The 16,065-nt window shown below is 46.7% G+C and carries 19 protein-coding genes and 1 tRNA gene; 13 read left to right on the forward strand and 7 right to left on the reverse strand.

Annotated features, from left to right (window positions below):
* Positions 1-2: 2 nt before the first annotated feature.
* From ACJJI8_RS05210 to ACJJI8_RS05220, 3 genes are all read left to right on the forward strand, one after another.
* Positions 3-278: an oxidative damage protection protein gene (locus ACJJI8_RS05210; RefSeq protein ID WP_282930759.1), complete on the forward strand. Its 276-nt coding sequence runs from the start codon at positions 3-5 to the stop codon at positions 276-278.
* Positions 279-404: 126 nt separating this feature from the next.
* A tRNA-Phe gene (locus ACJJI8_RS05215) sits at positions 405-480 on the forward strand.
* 380 nt (positions 481-860) lie between these two features.
* Positions 861-1,199 carry a hypothetical protein gene (locus tag ACJJI8_RS05220; RefSeq protein WP_444934460.1) on the forward strand — a complete coding sequence of 113 codons (339 nt, stop codon included), beginning with the start codon at positions 861-863 and terminating at the stop codon, positions 1,197-1,199.
* A 263-nt stretch (positions 1,200-1,462) separates the two neighbouring features.
* Here the strand turns inward: ACJJI8_RS05220 and ACJJI8_RS05225 are convergent, their stop codons facing one another.
* Positions 1,463-1,591 (reverse strand): helix-turn-helix domain-containing protein, encoded by a 129-nt coding sequence (locus ACJJI8_RS05225; protein WP_444934461.1) that lies wholly within the window; start codon positions 1,589-1,591, stop codon positions 1,463-1,465.
* Between the two features lie 218 nt (positions 1,592-1,809).
* On the opposite strand from ACJJI8_RS05225, the gene ACJJI8_RS05230 reads away from it, so the two are divergent.
* From ACJJI8_RS05230 to ACJJI8_RS05250, 5 genes are all read left to right on the forward strand, one after another.
* Complete coding sequence (locus ACJJI8_RS05230; protein ID WP_444934462.1) at positions 1,810-2,256, forward strand: hypothetical protein; 447 nt, start codon at positions 1,810-1,812, stop codon at positions 2,254-2,256.
* Between the two features lie 216 nt (positions 2,257-2,472).
* Positions 2,473-3,270, forward strand: a complete 798-nt coding sequence (locus tag ACJJI8_RS05235; RefSeq protein WP_444934463.1) for a hypothetical protein — start codon at positions 2,473-2,475, stop codon at positions 3,268-3,270.
* A 101-nt stretch (positions 3,271-3,371) separates the two neighbouring features.
* Positions 3,372-3,809 carry a DUF1810 domain-containing protein gene (locus tag ACJJI8_RS05240; protein ID WP_413663762.1) on the forward strand — a complete coding sequence of 146 codons (438 nt, stop codon included), beginning with the start codon at positions 3,372-3,374 and terminating at the stop codon, positions 3,807-3,809.
* Between the two features lie 381 nt (positions 3,810-4,190).
* On the forward strand, positions 4,191-4,814 hold the full coding sequence (locus tag ACJJI8_RS05245) for a GDSL-type esterase/lipase family protein (protein WP_444934464.1): 624 nt from the start codon (positions 4,191-4,193) through the stop codon (positions 4,812-4,814).
* Positions 4,815-4,991: 177 nt separating this feature from the next.
* Positions 4,992-5,120 (forward strand): DUF1810 family protein, encoded by a 129-nt coding sequence (locus ACJJI8_RS05250; RefSeq protein WP_444895717.1) that lies wholly within the window; start codon positions 4,992-4,994, stop codon positions 5,118-5,120.
* A gap of 37 nt (positions 5,121-5,157) precedes the next feature.
* On the opposite strand, the gene ACJJI8_RS05255 is transcribed toward ACJJI8_RS05250, so the two are convergent.
* The 3 genes from ACJJI8_RS05255 to ACJJI8_RS05265 form a co-directional block, all read right to left on the reverse strand.
* Positions 5,158-6,495, reverse strand: coding sequence for a dicarboxylate/amino acid:cation symporter (locus tag ACJJI8_RS05255; protein WP_444934465.1), 1,338 nt, complete (start codon positions 6,493-6,495; stop codon positions 5,158-5,160).
* Positions 6,496-6,684: 189 nt separating this feature from the next.
* Positions 6,685-7,764, reverse strand: coding sequence for a YHYH protein (locus ACJJI8_RS05260; protein WP_444934466.1), 1,080 nt, complete (start codon positions 7,762-7,764; stop codon positions 6,685-6,687).
* Positions 7,722-8,660, reverse strand: coding sequence for a LysR family transcriptional regulator (locus ACJJI8_RS05265; RefSeq protein ID WP_444934467.1), 939 nt, complete (start codon positions 8,658-8,660; stop codon positions 7,722-7,724). The genes ACJJI8_RS05260 and ACJJI8_RS05265 overlap by 43 nt, the downstream gene beginning before the upstream one ends.
* A 94-nt stretch (positions 8,661-8,754) precedes the next feature.
* On the opposite strand from ACJJI8_RS05265, the gene ACJJI8_RS05270 reads away from it, so the two are divergent.
* The 4 genes from ACJJI8_RS05270 (at position 8,755) to ACJJI8_RS05285 (ending at position 12,646) form a co-directional block, all read left to right on the forward strand.
* Entirely contained in the window at positions 8,755-9,669 is a 915-nt protein-coding gene (locus tag ACJJI8_RS05270; RefSeq protein WP_444906898.1) for a CmcJ/NvfI family oxidoreductase, read from the forward strand.
* Between the two features lie 65 nt (positions 9,670-9,734).
* Positions 9,735-11,066: an aldehyde dehydrogenase family protein gene (locus ACJJI8_RS05275; RefSeq protein ID WP_444911780.1), complete on the forward strand. Its 1,332-nt coding sequence runs from the start codon at positions 9,735-9,737 to the stop codon at positions 11,064-11,066.
* A 34-nt stretch (positions 11,067-11,100) separates the two neighbouring features.
* Positions 11,101-11,898: a prolyl hydroxylase family protein gene (locus tag ACJJI8_RS05280; protein ID WP_444934468.1), complete on the forward strand. Its 798-nt coding sequence runs from the start codon at positions 11,101-11,103 to the stop codon at positions 11,896-11,898.
* A gap of 106 nt (positions 11,899-12,004) precedes the next feature.
* Positions 12,005-12,646: a DUF6058 family natural product biosynthesis protein gene (locus ACJJI8_RS05285; protein ID WP_444934469.1), complete on the forward strand. Its 642-nt coding sequence runs from the start codon at positions 12,005-12,007 to the stop codon at positions 12,644-12,646.
* A 34-nt stretch (positions 12,647-12,680) separates the two neighbouring features.
* Here ACJJI8_RS05285 and ACJJI8_RS05290 read toward each other — a convergent pair whose 3' ends face one another.
* Positions 12,681-13,328: an SOS response-associated peptidase family protein gene (locus ACJJI8_RS05290; protein ID WP_444934470.1), complete on the reverse strand. Its 648-nt coding sequence runs from the start codon at positions 13,326-13,328 to the stop codon at positions 12,681-12,683.
* Between the two features lie 582 nt (positions 13,329-13,910).
* Here ACJJI8_RS05290 and ACJJI8_RS05295 point away from each other — a divergent pair.
* Positions 13,911-14,873, forward strand: coding sequence for a right-handed parallel beta-helix repeat-containing protein (locus tag ACJJI8_RS05295; RefSeq protein WP_444906893.1), 963 nt, complete (start codon positions 13,911-13,913; stop codon positions 14,871-14,873).
* 84 nt (positions 14,874-14,957) lie between these two features.
* On the opposite strand, the gene map is transcribed toward ACJJI8_RS05295, so the two are convergent.
* Together map and ACJJI8_RS05305 are read right to left on the reverse strand one after the other, a co-directional pair.
* Complete coding sequence (gene map / locus ACJJI8_RS05300) at positions 14,958-15,743, reverse strand: type I methionyl aminopeptidase (RefSeq protein WP_444934471.1); 786 nt, start codon at positions 15,741-15,743, stop codon at positions 14,958-14,960.
* On the reverse strand, positions 15,736-15,942 hold the full coding sequence (locus tag ACJJI8_RS05305; protein ID WP_413663773.1) for a ParD-like family protein: 207 nt from the start codon (positions 15,940-15,942) through the stop codon (positions 15,736-15,738). Before ACJJI8_RS05305 ends, map begins: the two co-directional genes overlap by 8 nt.
* Between the last annotated feature and the right edge of the window lie 123 nt (positions 15,943-16,065).

The following is a 16,065-nucleotide window of genomic DNA, read 5'->3' on the forward strand; positions in this document are numbered from 1 at the left end:
CCATGTCCAGAACCGTATTCTGCCGCAAGTACCAAGAGGAATTGGAAGGTCTGGATGCACCACCCTTTCCCGGCCCCAAAGGCATGGATATCTTCGAGAACGTTTCAAAGAAGGCCTGGCTGGAGTGGATGTCCCACCAGACCATGCTGATTAACGAAAAGCACCTGAACATGATGGAACCCTCAAGCCGCGCCTACTTGAGCGAGCAGATGATGAAGTTCTTAAGCGGCGAGGAATACGACGCAGCTGACGGTTACGTTCCGCCGGAACAGCAGTAACACAAGGCCCCGAAGCTTCCCCGGCAAAGAAAAAAAACTTTTTTATAATCAAGGGGTTGACTCTGACCCGGGGAAGGGCTTTAATACGCGCCTCGCGACGCAGGGGAAGCCCAGCAAGATCGCAAAGCCCGGATAGCTCAGTCGGTAGAGCAGGGGATTGAAAATCCCCGTGTCGGTGGTTCGATTCCGCCTCCGGGCACCATATTAAAAAGCCTCATCCGCAAGGATGAGGCTTTTTTTATGTCAAAAAATACTGAAGCAAATTCAGATGCCCTTAAATTTTACATATCTATATATTTAAAAAAAGACACTAACTCTCACCCCCCCCCAAATTATTCCAGTTTATCCTCCTTGCTGCAGACACCATTTCAAGTAACTTGCCCCCGTGTTACTGCATTAGAAAGATGCCTTAGCCTCTCCTAAAAATAAGAAAAAATTTAAGTGTAAACTTGTACGAAAGTGCAGACTTTAAAACCCAATGATTTTCCAATTATTTACTTTAGGTTTACTCAATCTAGTAATCAATGAATAATATGAAATTCAAATTTATATTTCATAGCAAGTCTTATATAGGGGGAATAAATGTTTAAAAAATCAATTACTGCCTTATGCCTATGCCTTTCCAGTTTCGCATATGGGGGAAATGACCAAGTATCAATAGATCGTGAAATATACTTAATAAGAACATATGAAGATTTTGCAGTTATTTATTTTAAACCTGGATTTACCAATACACAGGGCTGCCCAACTGAAACTGAGGAGCAAGTTATATTAGAGTTTGAAGACAGCACTTCTAAAGAAATGTATTCAGCTCTGCTTTCAGCGGCCACGGCAAATAAAAAAGTAGGCTTTGGCATTAGTGGCTGTACAATTCACTCTTTAGGTTATCCGACAATATATAGAGTAGATGTAGATTTTTGATAAAACCTTCACTACTAGAAAAACTTAATATTCTAGTAGTGAAATTCTCATAATTTAAAAACTTTTAATTTTAAGTAATGACTACAATTCCTTTATTCTGAAAGTATATCATCATGCAGCCCCACAAATAATTCATTCAGTCACCCTCCATCCGATTAGCTCTTGGTCTACAATTCAACCGACCCATTACAAACTGAACCTGCTCGCCTGACACTTTATTAAAATCAGTACCCTTTTGAAAAACACTGTCGAATTATATTGATTCACAGATCTCGATTGATCGTCGAGGGATACTGTCCTAACAGTATTGATATTGCCTTCTGAGAGTGTCCGGATTTTCTCAGGCAATAAATATGATATCGTTCGCTCTCGCTCAGCTCGCAATAGCTCATCAGCGCCTTTCTCTCAGTCGAGAGAGGTACTGACTCTACTAGCTAAGCCCTCGCTTACCAATTACACTTACTATCCAAGACCAAGGTATAAAAACTCGACTTCAGAAGAAAAGCGTCCTAAGGCACCCCCCATATCAAGGATGACAGAAGGATATATTAGGTTTATTCACAGATAGGATTATATAGACTCAACAATTGTGTCTTTCACCAAGAAAACTATGTCCACAAAAGAAGCATACATGAAGAACTATATAATAATTGGCTCCACCTCTTTAATGCTTATTTTATTCTCATCAATTTACAGCTTTCTATACGGAAAAGAAGGCAATGACAACATCCTCAATGAAACCCGAGCACTAGCTCAAGAACATGCAACCAATGAATTAAAAAATAACAATTTAACCTTGATAGCAGAAAGCTACATGGGAAGCAAAATAGCGAACATTCCAGGCTTAGATGAAGAAAAATATCTAAACTGCTTATCCACTTTAGTAAGCTTGAAATTTTATAAAGACAATGCTGACTTTGAGCCTAATCTTACAGAACTTGAAAAAATTCAACAATTAAAATACACCCCAGAAAAGTCGCGCCATTACGCTGCAACATTCAACGAAGTTAAACTTTCTGCAATAAGAAAGCACCCGAATGTTAATTGTATTTTTTAAAGGTAAATATCAGCTTAACAGTATTTTGAACCATTTCACTTCCCTCCCCTACTCATCTCAGCCTGTAACTTTTCGGCCAATACCATTTCAATCACAAATATCAATCGTAAGATAGATATTTAATTGGACCAACACCCTACCTACTGTAGAATGCGCGGCTTTTTGCACCTAAGCAGTGAACCACAAAAAAGTTATAGCTAAGTTTCAGAGGTATATATGCCAGCAGGGAAGCCGAATAAGAGTGTTCATTTCATTTATGGAAGTATCATTGCTCTTATTGTTTTGAGCTTTTGTTTTTTACTCTATAAAAGTGAAAGTAATGGTTCCCTACGGGTGAAAATAGGAAACAATGAGCTGGAACTACAAATTGATGATAACAACCAATCAGTTTCAATTCGAGCCTTACTCGATAAGCTGTTCCAAAATGAGGAAGCAAGTCGTGAATCCAAGGCCCTATTAAAGGAATTTGGTAATTTCTATTTGCCGACCGATCCTGAACTTATTGGAGAGATTGAAAAGCAGCCCGTCAAGTCGCAAGTCTCCCGACGTTTGCGAGAGCTTCTCTATGGGTTAAAGGGTCCATTCGATCGACAAGCTCACAGCTACTACGATGTTGAAAGCTTGCAGGTTATCGACGCAATTAGCGGTCTGGAGTTTAACCATCCAGTGTCTAAAGGACTACGAGAAATGTTGATCTATAGACGTGGCCCCTTTGAAGAAAGATCTAAAGAAGTACTGCTAAGCGTTCCCGCAGGCAATAGTATTCCATCAGGAAGAGCGGCATCCTGTCGCGGCAATGATTTTTTCAGGCGGGAAATTCGTATTTTTAATACTCAGCGAACAAATTCAATTTCCGTCTTTGTCAGCGGTAGTTTTCCTTGTACTGCTGACACTTCCAATGACATACATCGACTAATTCAGCTTTCCTATGCCGATATGAAGAAACTATTGGGAGATTCTCCTGTTGGAGCCAAGGAGCCCGCCCTTGCTGAGATCATGATGAATATCAATTAATTGGTGGAAGTTCTGCCGTCAGGCAGTTCATCCTCTCGCATTCATCCTTATTACTGCTAACCTTGGGCCTACAAAGGATTAAGAATAAAGGGAATCAAAGCATGGCCCAACCATTTCACCTTGAGCGTTTTGTGACGGCGCAGGAAAGCTCTTATGAAAGTGCCCTGAGTGAGTTGCATAGCGGCCATAAGCGCTCCCACTGGATGTGGTATATATTCCCCCAGATCTCCGGCCTGGGGCACAGCGCGACATCCGAACATTTTGCAATTAAAAACCTGGATGAAGCCCGGGCTTACCTGGAGCACCCTGTGCTCGGCCCCAGACTCAAAGAGTGCTGCAAGGAGTTATTGCAACTGAATAATTACTCCGCTTACCAGATATTTGGCTCACCGGATGATGTAAAACTTAAGTCATCCATGACGCTATTTTCTATCGCCGATCCCAAAGACAAGCTATTTGAAGAGGTGCTGGAAAAATACTATGAAGGACAGAAGGACCTTCGTACTTTCGAGATACTGAAAGTTCCTGTCCAACATTAGTTGCCTGCAATGGTGGGGCTTTTTTATGACCGAAAGGCTGGATGGCAATCATGATCTGAACCGCTATATTGGCGTACAAGCTGTAGTATCCATACTCACAGAATCTACTACCCTACCCGTATTAAATTGCCCTCACCATTATAAGCTGAACCGATAAGTACCTCTTTACCCCCCAAAGAAACTGTAAATCTGCTGCCCACCTTAGAACTCTCTCCATTTAATTTCTATTTGTTTCTTTACAAGGCTATTCCTACCCCAGCCTTGGACTCTCAACTTTTCGAAATCACGATTTGATACTAATACATACAACCTGGACCTAGTCGCTGTCTATAATGGTAACGGCAAATAAAATCCAAAGTTTAGTCAAATTAGTGACTTTCTATGGCACGAAGAGTCCCCAAAAAAATTGTCTTTATTGGTTCCAGTTCTATCTATGGAAAAGGTGATACAGAACTAGGCGGATTTGTTCAAAGATTTCGGTTCCGGTTCGAAACTTTAGATCCCCATAATATAGTTTACGCTCTGGGAATATTCGGAGAGAACGCGAACTCTTTAGCCATAAGACTTTCCCGAGAACTGCCTCCAAGAAGGCCACACTTAATCGGGATATATCCTGGTTTCAATGATATTTGCCGCATCGGGGGACCAAAGGCTGAGAATTCTGTAGCGCTGGACTCTTTCCGTCAAACAGTGCGACAGCTGTTACAAACGTCTAAAACCATCGCGCCGTCCTTCCTAATGACAGGCATTCCGTTCGATGAGCAACGAACTACTCCCTTTCGGAATAGTGATAGCTATTTCTATCAGGCTGATGCGAACCTTTATAACCAAGCTATGAAAGAATCTGCCACTGCCGAAATGATCCCCATACTGGAATTTGACAATTTATGGCGAGATCAGGAATTTATTACCCTTCTCTCAGAGGATGGCCTCCATGCAAATCCCAAGGGACATCAATTACTGTATGAACAGACTTGGGATTTTATCTCTAAAAATTACTTTTAGTATTTATAAATATTTTTCAATCAGATAAATTCTGAAAAAAATATAATGACTGTTACGATATTGAATAGTTTATATTTGTTTTTTTCATTTCATAAAGATCACCCATACTTTACATATGCCACTTTTTCTCTATTTCAAGCTTCCTTTAGATACACTAGAAGTAATTAAGATTTTAAGATGAAATTTTCTATGGCCTTATTTGCATTGGCAGAAGAGGGCAGAACTTTGTTTGATACAGTCCTGGAGAAATACTACGAGGGTCAAAAAGACCCTCGTACTCTGGAGATTCTAGTTATGCCGCAATAGAAACCGGGAACCCTCATTTAAGCCATCACTTTGACAGTCAAGCCGTTTGGGCGGATTCCTCCTCCAGGTTGTCGCTGCCTAACAAGCGGTCCATCACCAGACAGGCTGTCAGATCCCCGGTCACATTGACTGCTGTACGGCACATATCGAGAATCCGATCCACCCCCAGAATCAGCGCAATACCTTCCGGCGGTACGCCTATGCCAGCCAGAATTGTCGCCAGAATTACGATACCGACCCCCGGCGTACTGGGAGAACCTATTGAAGCGCCAACGGTGGTCACAGTCAGCCCCACTAGCTGCGCGGTTGTCAGGTCGATGCCATATACCTGGGTTAGGAACACCGCAGCGATTACCTGATAAAGCGCCGTGCCATCCATATTTACAGTAGCGCCCAGGGGCACAATAAATTTGGCGATGGATGGTTTTACTCCCAGAGGGCTCTCGGCAACACGCATGGATAGGGGCATAACAGCAGCGGAACTGGACGTGGAAAATGCCAGTAGCTGCACTCCGCTAATTCTCTGCAAAAATGTGATCGGGCCGACGGAGGTCACCAGGGAAACAATAATCAGGTAAAAGCTAAGAAGAATAAGTAGTCCCAGAATTACGGTGCCCACATACACAGACATTCCCAGAATTGCAGTGAGGCCGACGCGAATAGCAATATCTGCCAGTAGGCCAAATACGGCCAGGGGCGCAAACAGCATGGCCCAGCCAACCACCTTAAGTGCCACCTCCTGAATAATGCCAAAGGCGTATACCGCTGTTTCCCGCTGCTTTTGCGGCAATAGCATCACTGCAACACCAATAAAAATCGCATAGACCACCAGCTGCAACATATTGCGCATGGCGATACTTTCATTGAGGTTGGCGGGAATCAATTCAGCAATGCGCTCGGGGAGTGGCTTGGACTCCATAACCTGAGGGGCGCTCGCAGCCTGCAACTCGGTGGCGGCGCTGAGCAGGGACTCATCGATATAGTCGCCAGGTTGGATCAACTGGACCAGGATAATCCCGATAATCACCGCAACGGTGGTGGTACCGACAAAGTAGGGGGCGATTCGCAACCCGACACGTTTAAGCTGACTGACATTCCCGCTGCCACTGAGCCCCAGAATGATTGAGGACATAATCAGCGGTATCACCACCATCTGGATCATGTTCAGAAAGATGGAGCCCGGCAGCTTAAACCAGCTGGCCAATGCCGCACTGAGATCCTGGCTCACCAGCGCGGCCCCCTCAGGAGATAGCAGCAGGCCAACTGTTAACCCAAGGATCATGGCAATCACTATCTGCATCCAAAGGCGAGTGCGCACCAGCACACCGAGGGATTCAACCATTCGGATCAAATAGAAATTCGTACCATTGCTCATAGTTGGTATTCCGGTTTACCTGAAATAGTTAGAGGCATTATGTCCCAGGGCCATGAAGGAAACCTGACGGTCAGATCAAGTCCGGGGCTTAAATGACAGTTATTTGGCGCTATTTATTGATATCAATACCAAAAAGAGCGCTGAGACTCTCTTCGTCTTTCACTATTTGAAGCAACAATCGGGCCTGAGTTAACGCCTGGGTGGTCCGGGAGGTCCCCGATGGGAGAAATCGCATTGGCTTTGGTTGCCGGCCAGGGCACAACCTCTCACCCCTTTTAGGCAATGCAGGATATCGTTTTCTGCAGCGAGGTTGGCGTGGTAGTGGTAGCCCAGGTCGGCAAACTCATGGCCTCGGCATTCATCCAGGTCACCGGGCTCGCGGCCATCGGCATTCTCCCGCGCATAGATCAGGTAGCCATCTATAGCGACACCGACAATCGCAGCATGGCTTGCTGCAGACGGGTAGGCTTGACTGCAACCCAGGGCAGCGTGGTAGTGATAGCCCACATGGGGGTTTACATGACCACCGCAGGCATCCACTGGCGCTAAGGTGTGTGCGCCTAAAATTGCACCGATGGGCGCAGCGATATCAAATTTAACCCCATTAAAAGCGACCCCATAACCGGAAAAACCATCGGGATTCTGCTTTGACTTGGCCTTGGCAGGCTGCACGGGGATCAGGTAGCGGGTATGAAAATCCGGGCCCATATAGCTGGCCAGGCACTCCACGCAGTAATTGTTGTATTGCGGTGCCACATCAGGCCGCGCGGCCATCTCGCAGGCCTGCTTCGAATCGGTAACCTTTATCGCCCCGGTTTTGGGATCGTATAGGCTCCATTTTGGATCAGAGAAAAAGGTCGCGGCATTTTTAACGAAAGGTCCATCAATCGGCACTATCTGCTGCTTGATAAACATCATACCGCCAGACGTAATTGGGTCGACAACATTGCGTGGGCACCAAGGCCCCATTTTATGCTTGGGCTCTGCCTTTACCACGATCATCCAGCATTGGGTCTTGCGCCCCTCAGAGAGGGTGCAATCCACTTTTTTAATTTCCTCAACCAGTGCGTCTTTGGCAAATAAGTGGGGGATACCCATTTGCTCGGTAAAATTGGTATGAGCGTAAACAGAAGCGCTTAAAAATATCAGCAGAAAAAATGCTACACGCATGGCGACCACTACCGGAACACTTGGAATGCTCAAGTTTAGCAGCGCTACCTCTCTTACTAACTGCTGGGAAATTGTTGTGCCAATAGGGTGCGAATCCACTTGTGCAATGGGTCCTGACTGCTGCGAGTATGCCAGGCGGCAATCACATCAAACCCCGGGGGCTGTTCGACAATAGGCAGTGTTTTTAGTCGGGGATCAGGCAACAGTCGCGAGGGCAAAAAGGCAACGGTATTGGTAGAGGCAATGCACTCGGCTGCGGCGGCAAAAGAGGGGACAGACAGCACCACATTGCGCTCCAAACCAAACTGCTCAAACCAACTATCCGCCATGCCCCGCAGATCCCCCCTGGAAGGTGATACCACCAGCTGTGGCAAAGCTGCCAACTCTTCCATTCCCAAGGGCTGACTGGCGCTGTGCGGCATTTCGGTGTGCTGGCAGCATACGCAGACGTAGCGCTCTCGATACAACAACATGCTGGGACTGTTATCCGGCACAAATCCCGGCGTGCTAAACACCAGATCCACTTCACCGGTTTGCAGTTGCTGGGCCATGCGATCAATCTCCAACTTAAGCACCACGACTTTTATATCCGGGGCCTGCTGACGCAGTTGCTTGAGGAGAACCGGCAGTACCACCCGCTGCTCAAAGTCTGTTGCACTGATGGTAAAGATGCCCCGATGCTGTGCCGGGTCAAATTCATCCGTACGCAGCAGCGCCGCGACATTGTTCAGGATCTCATCCAATTTGGGAGCCAGGCGCTCGGCCAGAGGGGTGGGAATAACACCGTTGCTGGTGCGAATAAACAGCCGGTCATCAAAGATTTCCCGCAGGCGTTTCAATTGTTCACTGACTGTTTGCTGGCTCACACCCAGCTGGTCAGCCACCCGGGATAAGTTCAGTTCCCGCAAGATAGCGTTCATTAAGCGAAGTTGACGTAACTCCAGCCGCTCCAGTGGGTTCGCCCGATGATTTCTGCTCAAACCTGTATCACTCACAACTGTTACTTGGTTTTCATTGTATCCACGTAACCCTAGCATTGTGAGTAGATTGGCCCGTATGGCATCCACTTCGGTGGGGGGAGAGTTCACTATGCAAACCGCAGCCCGATCCTCCTTTCAGGATCAATTAGTTACAGCAATTATTCACTACGCTGATCCCAGTAGCGATCTGGTGTACGACAAGCGTTCAGAGGGCCCCGGGCCCGCCAATCTGGTCGAGAATGTTATTTCCCAGCAGGTCCACATCTACGATGGTCGCGCCCTGAAAACCGCCGGGGAGCGTTTTCGTCTCGATACCCAGGGATTTGAGCTGGTACGCCCTATGCTCGGCATAAACCTGCGCCAGCTGGATGATGCGCTACACGCGCTGGACCAACCCTCAGGGAGTAGCCCCAGCCCTGAGGAGCGCGACCAGTTGATTCGCACCCAATGGTATCCAGCTATTGAATCCTGGATAGGCGCTCACCTGGGTGCAGCAAAGGTACTGACCTTTGACCACACATTGCGAGCCCAACCATCGACTGATGCGACACCGGAGATGAGCCGCAGTCGCCGATCCCCGGTGAAATTGGTGCACAACGACTACACACCCTGGTCCGCAGAGCGCCAGCTAAAGGAAACCCTGGAGGCCCGGGGGTACAAGCCATCAGATTATCCGCGCTACCAGTTTATTAATCTCTGGCTGCCCCTATTGCGCCCGGTGCAGGAGTCACCGTTGGCAATGGTGGACCTGCGCACTGTCGCCGCCAGTGATTTCCACAATATGCGATTAATTTACCCGGAGCGAAAAGGGCAGATTTCGGTGTTGAGTTTCAACCCGGTTCACCGCTGGATTTGGTTTAGCGATATGCAGCCCGGCGAAGGCATTTTACTGCGGGTCTTCGATAGCCAGCATCGAGGCGATGTAACCGGTGTTCCCCACTGCGCTTTCGACCTACCGGGAAGTGCAGGGGCACCACGCAGAACCAGCCTGGAAATTCGCACTATTGCCCTGTTTGACCAATAACACCAACGCTTTAAAGAAAACACCCGGCCACTCAATAAAGTGGCCGGATTGAGTGAGACCTCATTATGGAAAATATACTTCGATCGATTGATCCACTAACCGGAGAGGCCATCGGATCGCTACCTGTCAGCAAGCCCCAAGATATTCAGGACATGGTGGAGAAAGCCCACAAAGCGCAGCGAGTGTGGTCGAGTAAATCTCTTCAGGAGCGGGTACAACTACTTCAGCAGGCTTACACAAAACTGGATGCGGAAGAGGGAGAGCTGGCACAACTTATCAGCCGCGAAATGGGCAAAGATGCCCGGCGTGCACAATATGAAGCCGGCGGCGTAGTCCAAGGCGGTGCCTGGTTAGCGGGGGATGCCGGAGAAGCCCTGCGGGCAAAACGCAGTGGCGGCAGCGAAATTCAATATCGGCCACTGGGCGTTGTTGCGGTTATTTCCCCCTGGAACTATCCACTGGCCATGGCCAATAACCTGATTGTTCCCGCCCTGGTCGCCGGCAACGCTGTGATTTTAAAACCTTCAGAAGAATCGCCATTGGTCGCTGACTTATTGGTGAAAACACTCAATCAAACCCTGCCTCAGGACATTTTACAAATTGCTCACGGCGATGGCGCAACCGGTGAAGCCCTGGTGAAATCCCCCATCAATATGGTCGCCTTTACCGGGTCGCGAATAACGGGCCAGAAAATTATGGCCAATGCCGCTCCGGCATTGAAACGCCTGGTTATGGAGTTGGGTGGCAATGACCCAATGATCGTGTTGCAGAGCGCCAATATTCCCCAGGCTGCACAATTTGCCGTTGGCTCCAGTTTTGAGAATTCAGGCCAGATGTGCACCTCCACAGAGCGTATTTATGTGGACGAAAAAATTGCCGATAAATTTGAAAATGCCGTGGTGGCATTGGCGAAGCAATATCGTGTCGGCGGGTGGCAGGAGCCACAGGTGGATATCGGCCCCTTGGTTAATCACCGCCAACACCAAAAGGTGGTGGAGCATATCCACGATGCCCTGAATAAAGGCGCAAAGCTTCTTCTAGGGGAGCGCGATCCACAGGTGCCGTTTATTCCGCCCACAGTTATCAGCGGTATTCGACCGGGCATGCTGGTGGAAGATGATGAGACTTTTGGGCCTATCGTAGCCATCGACCGCTTCAGCTCAGTGGACGATGTGGTCGAGCGGGCCAATAACTCTGTTTACGGTCTCGGTGCGGTTGTGTTTGGTGAAAGCAAACAGGCCGAGCAAGTCGCCAGCCAGCTGCAAGCGGGAATGATTGGCATCAACCAGGGCGCTGGCGGCTCACCTTGGGTGGGCGCCAAGCAAAGTGGCTTTGGCTTCCACGGCGGAGCTGAAGGGCACCGGCAGTTTGCCCAAATTACCGTTTTAAACCGCTAAGTCTTTTAAAAGTTTTTCTATAGAAGTACAGCAGATGTCCACGACTGAAAGTATTGATACTGTCACCCACTTGGATGACTTCTTTGTTATCGCCCGCGAACCCGGAGCAGAACACCCGGCTCTACCCACCTGGGCTACACGCAGTAAAAACCCGGCGGCGCTGGCCGAGCAAGCACCGCAACCGGTTTCACGACGAGATATCGCCGAGGTACCCGGAGCCTTCCAATTGCTCAATGTCTTTTCAAAAGACGAATGCCAACGGCTGATTGATATCACTGAAGCGGTGGGTTATTTACCGGATGCAGCCGTCTCCCTGCCCCGGGAGGTCCGTCATAACGACAACCTGACCTGGGTGGTTGACGAGGTTACAGAGCGGCAGATCTGGCAGCGATGCCGAAACCTGGCGCAGGACTTAAATGGTTACTTTGGTGGAAGAAAGGCTGTTGGCATAAATCGGCGTTTTCGCTTTTATCGCTATGGTGAGGGAGATTTCTTCCAGTTCCACACCGATGGCGCCTGGCCCGGTAGCCGCATTGACAACAACCAGTTGATCACCAATGGCTACCCCGATCGCTATAGTGAAATGACGTTTTTAATACTGCTGAGTGAAGATTTTGAAGGTGGTGCAACCCGATTCAGGGTGAATGCAGATGCCCCCCTAAAACAACCCAGTCGGGACTCTTTATTACACATCGATGTCCGCACACCTGCCGGAGCCGTACTGTGCTTCCCTCATGGAATGCATCCCTTACACAGAATTCACAGCTCTACTCCAATCACCCGAGGAATCAAATATATTATTAGAACGGATATTCTCTTCCTGCAGGAATAAATTCTCCAAGACCTGTTAAAAGGGAAAAGATGCTTCGGCTCACATCGAAGTATTAAGTGCTCCAGGCGCTAGAATTCCATTCGATTTCTACCTTGGAGCACATTCAGTGGAATTGCTTAATTATCTGGATAAACACTTCCTAACCAAAGAGCAGCTTATTCAGGCTACTCAAATCAGCGAACTACAATTGCAGCGCTACCAGGATGAGGGTGTTATGCCAAAGCCATCCTATAAGCTCAATATTAAATGGAGCTGTGAATCCTTTTTTGGAGCCCACTCCGAAAAACAGGCAGTTGAGTACTTTGCAAAAGGCTACGCCAGCTGGATTGGTATCATAGAGGCTAAGCAAGACTTTAACTCTATTTATCAATGCTTTGCTAATCGATATATGGCTAAAATAGCTCAATTGCAAAATTTAAGATACGAATCAAGAAACCCAAAATTTTCATCCGGAATTTCTCAACATATCGAAGAGGAATGGCAACACTTTATTGAGGGGACTTATGGATTATGTACTCGCAGTGGCCTGCCAGAAGATATAGCAGCAAAGGAGCTGGCTAGCACAGAAATCAATGCGCTTCTTGCACAAGATACTTTAAGCCAAAAACAAATATATCGGCTTAATCGCTTTGTAGATCTTCTAGATGAAACCAGCGCATATTTTGCACCTCACGAAAGAAGTATAAGTTCAAGAACGAAGCTAATTGATATGCCGCGCCGGGAGTACAATTTAGGCTGTGCAATTTAAATTTTTCTATACTCCGATATCCCAGGGCAAATAATTACTCAATTACGGGGATAGGGCCCCCGATATACTCCGTAGAAGTTGCCCTCAGCAAAGGATGAGCCGTAAGTATTTTCCCCGAGTACTCAATGGATGGTTTCAGGTATGGGCTAAAATCTTCTGTCGCCGCCGCACAATTTAACCAGGACTCTACAAAATCTGGGCGATTGGGCGCAATCATGGGAAGTGACTTTTCATGGTAGCGCTTAGTGGCTGGGTGGGAGTCCAAAGTAATGATTGAGCAACTGAGTAAATTTCCCCAGATTTTATACAAACCACAAAAGAAAAAAGGCTCACCATAACTGAATTCCACCGGGTGCTTGCCACCTTGGCTTTCCACCCAGGCTGTAGCGGGAATTAAGCAGCGGGACTTGCGATATTCCGGCCTGGAGTCCAGTTTTTTCCAATTACTGTTGATGGACCAGTATTTTTTATGGGGCCGCCAAGTATCACCATGCCTCTCAAGGTAGAGATGCCAAATGGCATTTTCTATTTCAGCAGCACCATTCCGTGTAGTTACGATAGACACCTGCTGGGTGGGCCTCCGGCGTCTACCGTAAATCATATGTCCGGCACCCCGAATACCATAAGTATCGAGAAAGCGTTCCATACCCGCATGATCACTGACATCAAAGACACTACACACCCAGAGCCTCCCACTTATCCCGCTGAACTGGTTTTTTCAGTATATTCGGACAGCCACCTTAAATTACTCTCGATCCCTCTCATCTGGCACAAGGTTAACTCCAATTCCTTGCGCAAATCCACTCCCACAGCAACAGAAAACCGACGTACGTACTTTTCATAGTTCAAAATACTAATCGCGTACATAGGGCGGCTGTCATAACTGGACCTATAGCGGCAAATTCTTATGGGTTCATTATCAAAAACTATAACTCTGGGGCGCATAACAACTCACCTATAATACTGTACAAAAATACAGTATATCTTGAGAAAGTACAGATCTGTCAAGCCAATAGCGAACTGGCACCGCTGCCAACTTCCAAAGGCGCCGAATAGCTTTATCTAATGATGACATCATCAAAACCTGGCGCGTAAATTAATAAAGATCACAATCAAATCTAGAATTCTTCTAAGAATTAGAAAACAGATTTCATTTGAGTATTATCCAGGCAAGATTAAATCAATTTAAAATTCTATAAATTTTGCGAATAGCAAAATCGTGCAAACCACCTTTATTTAGAAATCCACTTCGCGAGACATCCTGATGAAAAAATGTAAATTTCACGTAACGATTATATTTTCTGGATTACTTATTCCACTTTCAGCAGTCGCCGTTGAATGTGGTGATACGATTACTTCACCAACCACACTGACAGAGGATCTTATTTGTGAAGTCACAGAGCCAGACCAGATAGTTTTGACCGTAGATGGCCCCACTGGAATTTTTGATATGGATGGTTATCAACTCACCTGTATTGATGAGAGCAATCAAGCAGACGCAGCAATACTTCTTACCGGAACTGGCGCGCAGGTATTTGATGGTTCGATCACCGGTTGTGGAAGAGGTATTGTTGCTGAAGGGGAGGGAGGGCATGTCATTTATTCTATGAACCTTACTGATATGTTTGGTGATTTAATTTATGTAGAAACTAATAATACAGTTATAAGAGATAACACCCTTTCTACAACTCAAAGTGGGGATGGTGTAGAGCTTAGGGGGAATTCAAATATAGTACTTAGAAATACCCTTACCAATATTGACAATTCAGGTATTGAATTAAGGGGAATGTTTAATAGTATAACTTTTAATAATATCAGTGGTAGCGGCAATCAGGGTATCGAGGTGAATGGACAGTTCACCAATGTATTTTCAAATATTGTTACCGATGGCTTAAATGATGGAATTGCCGTAGGGGAAGGCGATGAGGGAGATAAAGCTGACTTCTCTACAGTCTCAAACAATCTTGTAACCGGAAATGCCGGCCTAGGAATTCCAATTAGATTTACTTCAAGTACTCTCATCACTCAAAATACTGTCGAGGATAATGGCGAGGGAGGAATTGGTATATTTATCGAGGGTAGTGAATTTAACAAGATTGTTCGAAATACCTCTCTCAATAACTCACCTTACGATTTGGAAGATGATACCGATCCGGGCGATTGCAGCGGCACCAATACTTGGGTCTTTAACACGTTTACCGCAGCAGAACCTGCATGCCTGGATTAAAATATCTATTGAAAACAGTGGGTAGCGAAAATATAAAGTGTCTCGCTACCCATTGCTATCTACCTAACGATCACTAATTGGCCGCTATTTAATCTTAGAAGATCTCTCTTCATCCCTAAGCGTTAGCACTTCATAACCGTCACAAGTTACCAAAATCGTATGCTCCCATTGGGCCGATAGCTTTTTATCCTTAGTTACTACAGTCCAGCCATCTTTCTTGAGTTTGGTTTTACGATTTCCCTGATTGATCATGGGCTCAATGGTAAATGTCATTCCCTCCTGCAAAACTTCACCGGAACCAGGCCGCCCAAAGTGAAGAACCTGAGGTGCTTCATGCATTTCCCGGCCAATACCGTGGCCACAATATTCCCGTACGACACTGAAGCCGTTGCGCTCGGTATGGCGCTGGATTGCATTGCCGACATCACCAAAAGTAACTCCCGGCTTTACCGTGGCAATACCGGCCCACATAGCTTCATAGCAGGTGGTTACCAGTTTTCTGGCAATAGGGGTCACGGTACCGATGCTATACATTTTGCTGGAATCCGCAATATAGCCAGATTTCTCCAGGGTAATATCCACATTGATGATATCTCCCTCCCGCAGTAGCTGCTTATCACTGGGCATGCCGTGACAGACTACTTCGTTGACTGAGGTGTTCAGAGCGTAGGGATAATCATATTGCCCCTTGCTGGCGGGGCGGGCATTGAGTTCATTGACAATAAATTCTTCTACCCGCTCATTAATTTGCATTGTCGAGACCCCCGGTTCAATAAAGGCGTCCAGCATGGCAAATACACGACTCAACAATTGGCCCGATTGGCGCATTAACTCCTGCTCATCAGGAGTCTTTATTTTTATTTCACTCACGTGTCAGCTCTTCCAGGGTTAATGCCTGATTGCGCAGCAACTTCTTACACAAGTCGCTGTAGCTTAATTCCGGGTTCAGCTCCGCCAGCATCCCAATCTTGATCCAGTACTCCGCCTGGGAATTAATTGAACGGGCCATCACCGTACTGGCCTTGCGAATCTCATCGTGTAGCTCATCGGATATCTTGACGATGCCCATAACCCAAACCTTGATATACTTTATATATAAATTGTATGCGAAACATATAAAAGTGCACAATAGATAAACAGAACATTAATATGCAACTTATTGCATAGCTCGATAGGGGGCGCTATGGTTGAG

The organism is Microbulbifer maximicatervae (SeqCode) (assembly GCF_052467695.1).

What these genes read in the sequence shown, in the direction of transcription:
- ACJJI8_RS05210 (WP_282930759.1), top strand. Translation starts at nt 3, where the DNA reads ATGTCCAGAACCGTATTCTGCCGCAAGTACCAAGAGGAATTGGAAGGT.
- ACJJI8_RS05220 (WP_444934460.1), top strand. Translation starts at nt 861, where the DNA reads ATGTTTAAAAAATCAATTACTGCCTTATGCCTATGCCTTTCCAGTTTC.
- ACJJI8_RS05225 (WP_444934461.1), bottom strand. Translation starts at nt 1,591, where the DNA reads ATGAGCTATTGCGAGCTGAGCGAGAGCGAACGATATCATATTTATTGC.
- ACJJI8_RS05230 (WP_444934462.1), top strand. Translation starts at nt 1,810, where the DNA reads ATGTCCACAAAAGAAGCATACATGAAGAACTATATAATAATTGGCTCC.
- ACJJI8_RS05235 (WP_444934463.1), top strand. Translation starts at nt 2,473, where the DNA reads ATGCCAGCAGGGAAGCCGAATAAGAGTGTTCATTTCATTTATGGAAGT.
- ACJJI8_RS05240 (WP_413663762.1), top strand. Translation starts at nt 3,372, where the DNA reads ATGGCCCAACCATTTCACCTTGAGCGTTTTGTGACGGCGCAGGAAAGC.
- ACJJI8_RS05245 (WP_444934464.1), top strand. Translation starts at nt 4,191, where the DNA reads ATGGCACGAAGAGTCCCCAAAAAAATTGTCTTTATTGGTTCCAGTTCT.
- ACJJI8_RS05250 (WP_444895717.1), top strand. Translation starts at nt 4,992, where the DNA reads ATGAAATTTTCTATGGCCTTATTTGCATTGGCAGAAGAGGGCAGAACT.
- ACJJI8_RS05255 (WP_444934465.1), bottom strand. Translation starts at nt 6,495, where the DNA reads ATGAGCAATGGTACGAATTTCTATTTGATCCGAATGGTTGAATCCCTC.
- ACJJI8_RS05270 (WP_444906898.1), top strand. Translation starts at nt 8,755, where the DNA reads ATGCAAACCGCAGCCCGATCCTCCTTTCAGGATCAATTAGTTACAGCA.
- ACJJI8_RS05275 (WP_444911780.1), top strand. Translation starts at nt 9,735, where the DNA reads ATGGAAAATATACTTCGATCGATTGATCCACTAACCGGAGAGGCCATC.
- ACJJI8_RS05280 (WP_444934468.1), top strand. Translation starts at nt 11,101, where the DNA reads ATGTCCACGACTGAAAGTATTGATACTGTCACCCACTTGGATGACTTC.
- ACJJI8_RS05295 (WP_444906893.1), top strand. Translation starts at nt 13,911, where the DNA reads ATGAAAAAATGTAAATTTCACGTAACGATTATATTTTCTGGATTACTT.
- ACJJI8_RS05305 (WP_413663773.1), bottom strand. Translation starts at nt 15,942, where the DNA reads ATGGGCATCGTCAAGATATCCGATGAGCTACACGATGAGATTCGCAAG.